This is a genomic window from Epilithonimonas pallida (assembly GCF_900182975.1).
GTDB classification, from domain to species: domain Bacteria; phylum Bacteroidota; class Bacteroidia; order Flavobacteriales; family Weeksellaceae; genus Epilithonimonas; species Epilithonimonas pallida.
Window position 1 is genome coordinate 116,278 of record NZ_FXUO01000007.1, and the last position, 12,560, is coordinate 128,837.

At 34.9% G+C, this 12,560-nt stretch carries 14 protein-coding genes and 1 tRNA gene; 6 read left to right on the forward strand and 9 right to left on the reverse strand.

The window, feature by feature from the left end; translation table 11 throughout:
• Positions 1–71: 71 nt before the first annotated feature.
• From ruvX to QOL71_RS13940, 4 genes are all read left to right on the forward strand, one after another.
• Positions 72–485 (forward strand): Holliday junction resolvase RuvX, encoded by a 414-nt coding sequence (gene ruvX / locus QOL71_RS13925; protein WP_283417521.1) that lies wholly within the window; start codon positions 72–74, stop codon positions 483–485.
• A complete protein-coding gene (gene def / locus QOL71_RS13930; RefSeq protein ID WP_283417522.1) occupies positions 482–1,054 on the forward strand; it encodes a peptide deformylase in 573 nt (190 codons plus the stop codon). Before ruvX ends, def begins: the two co-directional genes overlap by 4 nt.
• An 88-nt stretch (positions 1,055–1,142) precedes the next feature.
• Positions 1,143–1,739 carry a DUF5606 family protein gene (locus tag QOL71_RS13935; RefSeq protein WP_283417523.1) on the forward strand — a complete coding sequence of 199 codons (597 nt, stop codon included), beginning with the start codon at positions 1,143–1,145 and terminating at the stop codon, positions 1,737–1,739.
• Between the two features lie 119 nt (positions 1,740–1,858).
• Positions 1,859–2,581 carry an ABC transporter substrate-binding protein gene (locus QOL71_RS13940; protein WP_283417524.1) on the forward strand — a complete coding sequence of 241 codons (723 nt, stop codon included), beginning with the start codon at positions 1,859–1,861 and terminating at the stop codon, positions 2,579–2,581.
• A 13-nt stretch (positions 2,582–2,594) separates the two neighbouring features.
• Here the strand turns inward: QOL71_RS13940 and QOL71_RS13945 are convergent, their stop codons facing one another.
• The 6 genes from QOL71_RS13945 to QOL71_RS13970 form a co-directional block, all read right to left on the reverse strand.
• The gene (locus QOL71_RS13945) at positions 2,595–3,155 is read right to left on the reverse strand and encodes a Crp/Fnr family transcriptional regulator (RefSeq protein ID WP_283417525.1); all 561 of its coding nucleotides are present in this window, start codon (positions 3,153–3,155) and stop codon (positions 2,595–2,597) included.
• An 85-nt stretch (positions 3,156–3,240) separates the two neighbouring features.
• Positions 3,241–4,443, reverse strand: a complete 1,203-nt coding sequence (locus tag QOL71_RS13950; RefSeq protein ID WP_283417526.1) for an ABC transporter permease — start codon at positions 4,441–4,443, stop codon at positions 3,241–3,243.
• Between the two features lie 15 nt (positions 4,444–4,458).
• Positions 4,459–5,418 (reverse strand): HlyD family secretion protein, encoded by a 960-nt coding sequence (locus tag QOL71_RS13955; RefSeq protein WP_283417527.1) that lies wholly within the window; start codon positions 5,416–5,418, stop codon positions 4,459–4,461.
• A 20-nt stretch (positions 5,419–5,438) separates the two neighbouring features.
• Entirely contained in the window at positions 5,439–6,845 is a 1,407-nt protein-coding gene (locus QOL71_RS13960) for a TolC family protein (RefSeq protein ID WP_283417528.1), read from the reverse strand.
• A gap of 276 nt (positions 6,846–7,121) precedes the next feature.
• Entirely contained in the window at positions 7,122–7,571 is a 450-nt protein-coding gene (locus QOL71_RS13965) for a GAF domain-containing protein (protein ID WP_283417529.1), read from the reverse strand.
• A 44-nt stretch (positions 7,572–7,615) separates the two neighbouring features.
• Entirely contained in the window at positions 7,616–9,040 is a 1,425-nt protein-coding gene (locus QOL71_RS13970; protein WP_283417631.1) for a TonB-dependent receptor, read from the reverse strand.
• Positions 9,041–9,094: 54 nt separating this feature from the next.
• Between QOL71_RS13970 and QOL71_RS13975 the strand changes: the two genes are divergently transcribed.
• Positions 9,095–9,862 (forward strand): MBL fold metallo-hydrolase, encoded by a 768-nt coding sequence (locus QOL71_RS13975; protein WP_283417530.1) that lies wholly within the window; start codon positions 9,095–9,097, stop codon positions 9,860–9,862.
• A 73-nt stretch (positions 9,863–9,935) separates the two neighbouring features.
• Positions 9,936–10,015 (forward strand) — tRNA-Leu (locus tag QOL71_RS13980).
• Here QOL71_RS13980 and QOL71_RS17740 read toward each other — a convergent pair.
• The 3 genes from QOL71_RS17740 to QOL71_RS13990 are packed head-to-tail and all read right to left on the reverse strand — an operon-like array spanning position 9,969 to position 12,528.
• Complete coding sequence (locus tag QOL71_RS17740; protein WP_379954105.1) at positions 9,969–11,561, reverse strand: recombinase family protein; 1,593 nt, start codon at positions 11,559–11,561, stop codon at positions 9,969–9,971. The genes QOL71_RS13980 and QOL71_RS17740 overlap by 47 nt on opposite strands.
• A complete protein-coding gene (locus tag QOL71_RS13985; RefSeq protein WP_283417531.1) occupies positions 11,548–11,727 on the reverse strand; it encodes a hypothetical protein in 180 nt (59 codons plus the stop codon). Before QOL71_RS13985 ends, QOL71_RS17740 begins: the two co-directional genes overlap by 14 nt.
• Before the next feature lie 3 nt (positions 11,728–11,730).
• Positions 11,731–12,528 (reverse strand): hypothetical protein, encoded by a 798-nt coding sequence (locus QOL71_RS13990; protein ID WP_283417532.1) that lies wholly within the window; start codon positions 12,526–12,528, stop codon positions 11,731–11,733.
• Between the last annotated feature and the right edge of the window lie 32 nt (positions 12,529–12,560).

Below are 12,560 nucleotides of genomic sequence, written 5' to 3' on the forward strand. Positions count from 1 at the left end.
GGAGGGTTCATTTTTAAATGAAGAAAAAACCAATTTCCATAAGCTGAAAATTTTTGTAAATTTGCACACTTATGGGACAAATCCTAGCCATTGACTACGGAAAAGTGAGAACGGGAATCGCCGCAACGGACGACCTGCAAATTATTGCGAGTGGGCTTGCAACGGTTGAGACTTCAAAACTTGTAGATTTTTTGAAAAAATATTTTTCCGAAAATAACGTGGACGAAGTTGTCATAGGACTTCCCACAGATTTGAAAGGAAACATGTCCGAAATCGAAACTGATATTCAGAAATTTATTTCGGTATTTGAGAAGGATTTCCCTGATAACAAAATCAATCGTCTGGATGAACGTTTCACTTCCAAAATGGCTTCTTTTTTCATTAGCCAAAGCGGAAAGAACAAAAAGCAGAGGCAGGAAAAAGGATTGATTGACAAAGTAAGTGCAACAATATTGTTGCAAAATTTTTTAGAACAAAAAAGATGATTTTACCAATTAGAGCTTTCGGAGATTCCGTTTTGAGAAAAAAAGCACATGAGATCGAAAAAGATTATCCTGAGCTTCAAAATTTGATTGACAATATGTTCGAGACCATGTACGGTGCCAATGGAATTGGCTTGGCTGCACCACAGATTGGTTTGGATATCAGACTTTTTGTTGTGGATGTTTCTCCTCTTTCTGATGATGAAGATTATGAAGACATTGCTGAAGAATTGAAGGACTTCAAAAAAGTTTTCATTAATGCAAAAATCTTAGAAGAATCTGGCGAAGAATGGAAATTCAACGAAGGATGCCTCAGTATTCCGGAAGTCCGTGAAGATGTGAAGCGAAAATCAACCATCAAAATAGAATATTATGATGAAAATTTCGTTAAACATACCGATACATTTTCCGACATCAGAGCCAGAGTGATCCAGCATGAATATGACCACATCGAAGGCATTCTTTTCACAGATCACCTGAGCGCTTTGAAGAAAAAAATCGTCAAAGGAAAACTACAGAAAATTGCTAACGGGGACGTGAACGTCAGCTATAAAATGAGATTTCCAAAATAGACGTTACATGCTAGAATCTAGATTTTAGACTAACAACTATAAACCGACACTATCAACTAATAAAAATATACTAAAGAAAAATATTAAAATGCAGTTAGAAAAAATTATTTCAATCTCCGGAAAACCGGGACTTTTCAAATTGGTTTCTCAGCTTAAAAACGGTTTTATCGTTGAGGACATCACCACTAAGAAAAAAGCGAGCATCTCCAACTCCAGCCAGGTAAGTCTTCTTGACAATATCGCTATGTTCACATTTGATAAAGAAGTTCCTTTATTCGAAGTTTTTGAGAATATTGCAAAAAAATACGACTACAAACCAACCATCAACCACAAGTCTTCCAGCGAGGAGTTGAGAGCTTTTATGGCAGAATCTCTTCCTAACTATGATGTGGAAAGAGTTTATGAGTCTGATATCAAAAAATTGGCTCAATGGTACAACTTGCTTCAAAAAGCTGGTTATATCACTCCTGAAAGCTTTATAAAACCAGAAGAAACGCCTGCAGCAGAAGTTGTTGAAGAAACTAAAGCTGAAGAAAAAACTGAAAAAGCAGAAAAAGCAGAAAAAAAGCCTGCCGCTAAAAAAGCTCCGGCAAAAAAAGCTGCTGAAAAAACAGAAGAAGCTAAAGCAGAGAAACCTGCTGCTAAAAAGCCTGCTGCTAAAAAAACGACCAAGAAAGAAGATTAATTATTAGTCTTTTAAATTATATGCTCTCTCAAAATTCCTTATTTTTGAGAGAGCTTTTTTATATTTAAAGTCTTCGAGAGCCTCAGACTGACATCTCGAGAAATTAATTTTTGTCATTTATGAGAGTTATTTCATTAGTTCCTTCGATCACAGAAGCTTTGTTTGATTTGGGTTTAGCAACTGATGAAATTGTTGGTCGCACAAAGTTCTGTATCCATCCAAAAGATTGGGTTGATAAAGTTGAAATAATTGGTGGAACTAAAAACCTCAACATTGACAAAATCAAAGCTCTGGAACCTGACCTCATCATTGCCAATAAGGAGGAAAATATCAAAGAGCAGGTGGAAGAACTGATGAAGGATTTCAAAGTTTTGGTAACGAATATCGAAACGCTGGAAGACAATTATTACTTATTGAAACAACTCGGGCATCTATTCGGAAAGGAAGAAAAAGCTCAGTTTTTCAACCTGAAAACATACGAAGCCTTTAATATTACGAAATCTGATAAACGTTTAAAAGTTGCTTATCTGATTTGGAAAAATCCTTATATGACAGTTGGCGGCGATACTTTTATTTCGAAGATTCTGGAAGAACTGGGATTTGAAAATCTGTTCAAAGATCAGAATCGCTATCCGGAAGTTCAGCTGGAAGATTTGAAGGATGCTGATCTGATTTTCCTGTCGTCAGAGCCTTTTCCTTTTAAAGAAAAACATATTGTCGAGATCCGGGAAGTCTGTCAAAATCAGAAAATTATGATAGTTGACGGCGAAGCTTTTTCCTGGCACGGAACACATCTGGCGAAATGTGGGGATTATTATCGGGAGTTGTTAGAAGATTTGTAAATTAAAATTAGCACTAAATTTCGCTTCTGATCCTGCTCAATGTTTCCTGTGAAATGCCGAGATACGAAGCAACCATCCCAAGAGGTGCACGCAGAATAATATCCGGATTTTCCTCCAGAAGTTGTTTATATTTTTCCTTAGCTGTCATGTGCTGGAGCGACACAATTCGGGCTAACATTTGCGTCATCAGATTCCCAAGTATGTACCTGCTGAAATTGGCCGCAGTAAGCGATGCTGAACATAATTTTTCTAATTTGTCGTAATTGCAGCTGGTAACGATCGATTGTTCTACCGCTTCTATATTATTTCTGGCGACTTCATTTTTAAAAAGTGTATCAAGATTCGCAGTAACCTTACCCTCCGAATAAAAATTAGTCGTTATATCTTTTCCGTTTTCATAGTAAAACATCCGGAGCAAACCTTCGTTTACAAAAAAAATAGTTCTGTTATAGTGGTTTTGTTGACTAAGAAGTTTACCTTTTTCAAAACTTTGAGTATTACATTCTTCATTAAAAAAACGCTCTATTTCGGTATCGATTTTTATATGTTTTTCCAGCTCAAGAAGAATGTCCATAGATTATTTTTCGTAAAAATACGAAAAATGAGCGTTTCAAAATTTTCCGAAACGCTCACATACAAACATTAGAACAAATGAAAACTTATTCCGGGTCAATTTCCTGACCTTCATAATTTTCCACAATATGATGAGCCTTGAATAGCATATTGATTTTTATCTTCAAAGCAATCCATCCTAAAATAAAATAAACCCATCCTAAAATAAATAAATGCCAGAAATATTTATAGGTGAGATAATCTGATCCTTTCTCTACAACCATTATCTTCAAAGCCTCTAAATAAGGCGTTAGCGGAATGATATTGGTAAAATTGGCGATAAATGAAGGCATTGCATAGGTCGGCCAAGTAAATCCACTGATAATAAACGCCGGTGAAGCAATTACCATAAGAATTTGTGTCGCTTTGAGTGCATCAGGGATGATAATACTTACCAAAACTCCCAGATTGGTTGCTGCAACTATAAATACAGCAGTCAATAAAAAGAAGTTCGCGACATTTTCCGGTGCAGGAATTTTAAAATAAATACTGCATAGATAGAATATCAGAATATTGAAATTAGAAAAAATCCAGACAGGAAGACATTTTATCGCCATAACCAAAACCGCATACTTATGTTTCCCCGCGAAATCTTTTATAAAGGATTCTCTTTTAAACTCCTCAGAAAAGGTAACTGCCATTGCCAGCAGAATAACTTGCTGTAAAACGACTGCCATCAAAGCCGGCCACATAAAAACCAGATAATTACCTGTTGTATTAAAAAGTGTAATATAGTTTGCTTTGAAAGGCTCAATATTCATTTTTGCCTGTTCTGCACTCATTCCTTTTTTCTGCAAAGCCTTTATATCTACACCTGCCGAAAAAGTTCCCAAAGTCAGCTGAATAGCTTTTGAAGCAAAATTGGCAGTCAATACGTTAGAAGTATTAATATACACGTTGATTTCGGGATATTTTTTCTGAAGAATATTAGCTTCAAATCTTTCCGGAATGATTACAACTGCACCCGCTTCGGTCTTTATAACCTCGTCTTTTATAACAGCCGGCTCTTCTTCGTAATTCAGTACCTTAATTGATTTGTTATCATTCAGCATGTCTATTATTTGGTATGATAACGGTGTTTTATCATAATTAACCACAATTACAGGAATATCCGTAACCTTCCCGCTTTTGTATGTAAATCCCATCAGCAATGCATAGAAAACCGGTGCAATAAAAAACACAGAAAGCATTGTTTTGTTCGTTAAGAACAATTTAAACTCTCTTTTCAAAAGATATCTTAACTGTTTCATTTTTGTAAGTTTAGATTACTTCAAAACAACGCTAGAATTGACCAAAAGTCCGTTGACCTTTGTTCTGTCTGTTGGGATTACCTTTATTTCATAAACTGCATCTCCCGGCTGATAATCCGGAAAAGCTGTTGTGATGTCTGCATATTTTGTCAATTGCTTGATGGAAACTATTTTACCTGAAAATTCTTGATTACCATAGGTAGATTTCATATTTACAGTTGAATCTTTATGAAACTTGGACATTCCACTCTCAGGAATTGTGAAACGAAAGTATGTTGTTCCCGGTATATATCCATTGAATAATGCATATCCTGCGGTCGCTAACTCTCCTACATTCAAAGAAATAGTTTCAATTTCCATATCGTTTGTTGCAATGATATATCTTTCGGAATAGGCCACATTAGCTTCTTGCAATACTCCTTTTGCCTGATTTTCCTGTCCTATGGCCATTTCTATTTTCTCTACTCTGGTTCCCAATTCTACATCATGTAGCTCCGCATTCACGGCATCTAACTGAGCTTTTGCACCTTGATATTTTGCAAAAATTTCATCGTAATTTTGGGGTGACATCAGACTGTCTTTGAACATATTGGATGCTCTTTTATAAGATTTTTGTGCAAATTCATATTGTTCGGCCAGACCCTTTTGTTTGGCTCGTAACTGCCGAAGCTGATCTGCTGTGGCGCCGTTTTTTGCCAATTGCGCCTGAGCTTTGGCAGCAGCAGTAGCCCCTTTTGCCTGTGCAATTTTTGCAGAGACTTCCGGCACATCAAGCATTGCCAGTGTATCACCTGCCTTGACCGTCTGTCCCTCTTCTACATAGATTTTTAGAATACGACCACTGATTTTTGGAGCAAAGGAAATAATTTCCTTTTTTGTTTTTCCTTCGATAAGTTTATTAGGTTTCTCATTTTTACAAGCAACTAAAGAAAGTAGACTTGCTATAGCGATAGATTTTAAAGTATAAGTTTGCATTTTATGTCGAATGTTTGTTGTTAAAGTTTTTCAATTGATAGATTTTGTGTGGACTTCATTAGTTCTACAGCGGCTCTTCTCTGATTAAAAATAGCGGTCTGATATTCCAATTCTGCTGTTTCCATATCATTTTCAGCTTCTATCAGCTGACTGGATTTTATCAAGCCATATCTGAATTCTTTTTCGGCCTGGGTTAAGGCATTTCTGGCAATTTGCCTCGCTTTCTCTTTCAATTCTATTTGAGAAAATGCAATATTGTAGTTGGTCTGATTGTTTGCAAGATTTAGTTGCAATTTCTTCTTAGCATCCGATTTTTTACTTTCCAGGATTTCCTTTTCAATCTTTGCTTTTTCGATTTCGTGCTTTCCTTCATTCCCATCAAAAACATCCCATTTGAAGCCTATACCTGCCTGAAAAATTGGAAATAAATTCAGATTAGTCAGCTTATAGTCTAATGAAGATCCTGTGCCTGGTATTATTTCTTTGGAAGAAGAAATATTGGTATTGTAGAAGCCCAGATATGATAATGATGTGGAAGCCTGAACTTTTGGAATCCACCAGGTTTTTTCAGCTTTTATTTTAGCATCAATTGCTTTCATGCCATAATCTAAAGCTATCAGCTCTACTCTGTTTTCTATATTTTGATTATCATCCAGATATTCAATTCTTTCCAGATTTGGGTTAATAAGAGCAATTCTATTCCTATCAATTCCTGTCAAAATATGCATTTGTGTAATCAGTAATTCTTTTTTGCCTTCATATTCTACCATTTTAGAATCCAAAGTAGCCTGTGCCAATTCTATTTTTTTAAAATCATACGGCGTTATCAATCCGTAACCAAGTGCTTTTTCGGCAGTTTTTTTATTGATGTTCAATCTTTTTTTGCCCTGATCCAGTACATTTTTACTTTCTGCAATTAGTGCAAATTGATCATAAGCTTTCGAAATTTCGGTTATCACTTCATCTATATTTTTTGCCTTTAGGGCCTGACTGGCGTTATTTTTTTCAATCAAAGCCTGTTTTAGGTGTTTCACTTTTCCACCTGAGTATATCAAAATTTTGGCTTCGGCTTTGGCCGCTGCTTCAAAACCGGATAAGGTGAAATTATTGTTAAAGCTACCTTTTGGGATTGTTGCCCCTGGAAAAACAGGTTGGATTGCTGGCAGAGTAATTTCCGGAGAGGTAAGTCTTGCTGTTGCATTGACATACCCCGTTTTTCCAGAAAATTCAATTTTTGGAAGAAAAACATCTTTCAGTTTTTGCTGGTCCAGCAGATTAGATTTAGACTCTAAGTTTTGCTGTTCAATTACCGCATCTTTTGCCATTGCAGCACTTACCAGCTCTTGTAATGTTGGAGCAGATTGTGACTGTAAAACCAAAGGAAAACAAATGATTGAAAAAGAGACAATTTTCTTTAATGTTTTCATTTTATGTTCTGTTTGTTGGTGCAAATTTCCGAATGTAAGGCTTTGTTTCCTTTGACATTTATCAAAAAACGAAAATAACTTTTGCCTTATCTCTTAATTGAAAATTACAAAAAAGCTATAAAATAATTTTTACAGCTAACAATATAATTTTAAAAATCAGTAAAATTAATGATTGATAATTAGTGAAAAACCCGGTAAATCAGCTTCTTTTGAATAGAATGAATCAATAAAAAAAGCCGCAATAATTGCGACTTTAATATTTTATAGAAAAAGTAATTACAAAATCTTCGCAACCTCTACACAAAGCCAGTTCAGCAATTCTTCATCTTCTTTTGTGAATGGATCTTTGGAGTGGCTATCAATATCAATCTGACCAATATTTTCTCCGTTTTTGAAGATTGGAACAACAATTTCTGCTTTGGTGTCAAGCGAGCACGCTAAATAATTATCCTGAGCCCAAACATCAGGAACCACAAAAGTCTCGCCGGAAACTGCCACCTGCCCACAGATTCCTTTTCCAAAAGGTATAATCGTATGATCCGTTTCCGCTCCAACATAAGGACCGAGAATCAACTCATCCTTGTCCCCGTTCTTGAAATAAAATCCCGTCCAGTTATAATAAGAAATCTCTTTATCTAAAACCTGACAGATCTTCAGAAGTTTTGAATTTGTATCGTGTTCGGGACTTTCCAAAATGAACGAAAGTCTCTTTCTAAGTTCTACCATTTTGTAATTATTATATGTTATAACCAGAACTGTTATAATAAAGTTTAATTTAATCCTTCAAATGTCAATTCTTTGTAGCCAAACATGCCGCGCTCTTTTATGATTTCGGCAACACCTTTTGGTAATTCTTCTTCCCAACCCAGTTCGTGGGTAACAATTTTCTTGAGAATCTCGCGGGAATAGATTTCCAAGAACTTTGGGTTATGATTGGCAATATCCACAATTCTCTTATTAAGTTTGAAGTATTTATATAATTCTTTCAGATTATCATGAACCTTCAGATTTTCTGATGTCAGCAATTCACCGTTTTCAGGATTTTTATAAGGGTAAAGATAAACACGCATATCCTTTTTAAAGAACTTACCAAAGGCTTCCAAAATTCCTCCGGGAAGATTTTTATAATATTCCTCATCAAAAACATCCAGAAGATTATTAACGCCCATCGCAACACCAATATGCTGATTGGTAAAGGTTGAGAAATAATCTACCATTCTGTAATATTCGGAGAAATTGGAAATCATTACGGTATAGCCTAAAGTTCCCAGGATATCGACTCTATCCAGAAAATCTCTTTCATCGATATCACCGGCAGCTCTAAGGTTAGAAATCGTAATTTCAAATAAAATCTGTGTATTCTCGTGGTCACACGCATTATCCTGGTTGAACATCTCCAATCCGTGTTCAAACATATCGATATTAACTCTTGTTACCGGACGGAAACTTCCTCTTACTGCAAAAATATTTTTTTTGTAAAGAATATCTGCGGGCAACATATTATTACCTTCGGAATTGAAAATCACAGCATCAGTCATTCCCAGTTTTACCAGCTGAAGACTCATCAGACGGTTATCTACATATTGGAAAGCCGGCCCGCTGAAATCAATCATATCAATTTCTAATCGGTCGGTAGAAAGATCATCATAAAGAGATTCGATTAAAACGCGCGGATTATCAATATAGAAATAAGCACCATAAATGAGATTCACCCCAAGACTTCCCAATGTTTCCTGCTGAAGGGTTGCATTGGTTTCTTTAAATTTGACATGGATAACAATCTCGTTAAAATCTTCGTTCTCGTTATTCTGATATCGGATTCCTACCCAACCATGGCCTTTTGATGTTTTATCAAAATTAATGGTTGTAACCGTATTAGCATAGGAAAAGAATTTTTTGCCCGGATTTTTCTCTCTCGGGATTCTTTCTTCAATAAGTGCCATCTCGTAACGCAACATTTTTCTGAGACGATTTTGCGTTACATACCGGTTTTTGGTTTCTTTACCATAAATAGCGTCAGAAAAGTCCTTATCGTAAGCAGACATTGCCTTTGCAATGGTTTGAGAGGCACCGCCGGCACGAAAAAAATGCCTTACAGTTTCTTGACCCGCTCCTATCTCCGCAAAAGTTCCGTAGATGGATGAATCTAAATTAATGGCTAATGCTTTCTGCTTAGGGGTAAGTTTTGGCTTTATCACGAAGAATTAGATTTATTTTGTAAATTTACCAAAATAACAGCAAAAACAAAAATGCTTTTAAAATTTTTAGGCACCGGTACTTCTCAAGGCATTCCTGTTATTGGCAGCCATCATCCGGTTTGCCTCTCCAAAGACCAAAAAGATAAACGTTTACGCACTTCTGCTCTTATCACTTCCGACTCTGGAAAGAAAATATTAATTGATTGCGGACCAGATTTTCGCCAACAAATGTTGATGAATAACGAGGAGCAAATCGATGCGGTTTTGATAACACATGAGCATAACGATCACATTATCGGATTGGATGATCTGCGACCACTGATTTTTAAAAATAGATCATCAATGCCAATTTATTGTAATTCACGAGTTGCAGGAGAAATCAAGGATCGTTTTCCTTATGCTTTTATTGAGCATAAATATCCTGGCGCGCCAAGTTTTGATTTATTTGAAATCGAGAATAATTTTATTCTTTTTGACGAAGTTGAAGTTCAACCAATTGATATTATTCATTCTGAGATTAATATTCTGGGATTTAAATTCAAAAATCTGGCTTACATAACAGATGCGAGTAAAATTGATGATAAAGAAAAAGAAAAACTGAAAAATCTGGATTTTTTCATCATTAATTGTCTCAGAAAAAAAGATCCTCACCACTCGCATTTCATATTACCACAGGTTCTTGAACTGGTTGAAGAGCTGAAGCCAAAGAAAACTTACCTTATCCATATCAGTCATCATTTGGGTTTTCATGAAGAAGTCGAAAGTGAACTTCCTGATAATGTACATCTTGCTTATGACAGTCTGGAAATCGAATTTTAAATTTGAAAAAACTTTGAAAAAAATTTCTGAATCAATAATTTTTGACATATATTTGCACACCAATTTAAAGCAAGCCCAGGTGGCGGAATTGGTAGACGCGCTGGTCTCAAACACCAGTTCTTAGGAGTACCGGTTCGATCCCGGTCCTGGGTACAGAAGCGGAGACTTTAGAAATAAAGTCTCTTTTTTTGTTTTCAACATCTCGGAAACCCCTATTAAAACTGAAAATTAAGGCAACAGCTTCATTCAATTTTGGCGTTCGATATCTTCGATTTTCAAAAATCAATTTTTCGGCAAATATCGAACGGACAATTTGACGTTTAACCCGTGTCTTTGCATTTCTATAAAAAACATCGATGTTCGAAAGCAATTGCAATCCGAAATCTACCAACTTCTGAATGTCATTGGATTGGTCTTTTGCTTCGGATAATTTTAAGACAATCTCTTCCATCTCTCCGTTATATTTATTTTTTAGTCTTTCATAACTCAATTTATCTAAATCATCAGCCACATATTTTTCAGTCAGTTTATCCAATTTTTCTTCAATAGATTTTTTTGATGTATTTAGCAATTTCACAGACTTTTCTCTATCTACTTGATGTAATTTATATTTATCATCCAAGATGGCTTTAAATAGAGCCAGAATACCTTTAGATGGCTTTAAAGATCTTAATAATTCTTCTAACTTTCCATTAACTTCATCAGCAGGTAAATTTTCATTTAAGCCTTTATGCTTCTGACAATGGTAATAATAAACTTTTTTTCCACTTCCATTAGTTGAAGGACTTCCAGTCATATTGCCTCCGCACTTTGCACATTTTAATATTCCACCCCTCAAAGGCAAAGCCTCATCATTTTTACTTTTGCTACTTGAATTTATTTTAAACGGAATTCTACCGTTCTTTACCATTTGAACTTTAATAAATAAAGATTCATTCACTATAGGTTCGTGTAATCCCTTTACAATCTCTTCTGGATAGTCTTTGTATGCTGGTACAAATATTTTTCCTGCGTATAATGCATTGGAAAGTAATTCGCCGAACTGACTTTTTCCTCTCTTTATTCCCAATTTATAATATTTTTGTCTAAGCGACTCCTGTGAGTAATTTCCTGTAGAAAAATCTTCAAAAATATTTTTTATTAAAATTGCTTTTTCTGGGCAAGGTTTTATTAATGGTTTATTAGGATTTTCAGGGTCTCTCGAATTGATATAACCAATAGGTGCCATATTTACAAATCTACCTTCTCGTAGTGCTCCAATTATACCATCTTTCGTTCTTTCACTTCTTTTTTTATTTTCAACTTTCGCTTGCAGGATGTAAATACCAAGATAAAAATAATAACTTGCATCATTAAAATCAATCCATTCCGAGATGGAGTTTGGTTTAATTCCCAACTTTAGCAATTTCTCAACTTCTGGTATTCCTTCAGGTTCTCTAGAAAACCTGTCCCATTTATGAAAAAGTATATAATCAATTTTTAATTTTTTGGCTTGAATAATTAACTCTTTGTACTTTGGTCTTTCAAAGGTCGTAGAAGTATAATCTTCTTCAAAATACCCTAAAACTTCAATTTTGTTTCTTTCACAGAAATCAAGCAAATATTTTTTTTGCTGTGGTAGACTATAACCGTTGTCCTTTTGGTCAGTTGTACTTACTCTACCATATAAAAACGCCTTTTTACTTTCAAGATTTCTCATTTTCAGTGTTTTTTAAATCATCATCAATATTTTCTTTTTCGGAGATAATTTCTAATACCATTGTGGCATATTCATCAAGTTGTTCAATAATCTTATCCATTTCCTCATCAGAAAAATTCTCTCCCTCATCCAGTAGAATTTTTCTAGCTTTCTCTTTAGTAACCATAATTCAAGGTTTTATGCTTGTTGCTAAATCATCATTGATAATAATGTCGATTTTATGAAAATTCCAATCACCAATTCGTCGCATCACCTCTTCATTTTGAATTAGACTTTTTGAGTTCTCAATTAACCTCACGTCTCCCTGTTTCAAGTGCACTTTAACATATTGGTAATCTCCTGTTTTAAGGAAATACTGAAGCAACATTTTGTTTTTATCCTCAAATAGGTTTTTAATATGAAAATCTTCTGAAAATGCATTATTTGGATATTCTAACGCAATATAATCTTCTAACCTGAATGCAGCGTGAGGAGGAAATCTTTTTTTTGAAAACCATTGTGCATAAGCATCTATTGAGTATAAACTTCCTTTACCTCCAATTGGAAATACTAAAACTTGAGGCATTGCAAATATTGTTTTTATAACTCCTAATTTGAACAAAGAAAAATTTTTGACTGGAGATTCGAACAATTTCTTTCTCGTATACTTCAAATCATCAATGGGAATTCCAAATTTTCGAGCATCAAAAACAATATTTAGCCAGATATTTTCAAGCCGGTCAAATCTGCGTATTTTACCTTTATCTCCCTCTTGTATTTTGATAACATCTTGAGCAAGCCAGCTGTTTACAATTCTTATTGGATGTCCGGTCTTGATTCCTGTTTTATGTTCGTGCAGGCAATAGTTTAGAACTTTACTATTCAGTAAATTGATTATTGCCACTGGCAATTCTCCCAAAACCTCCCTAACGGATTGTTCATTTAATCTATCCTGTATTTTTTTTGCTTTATCGATGTCAAGAGTCATAATAAAATATTTTTACAAAGATATGAATTTTA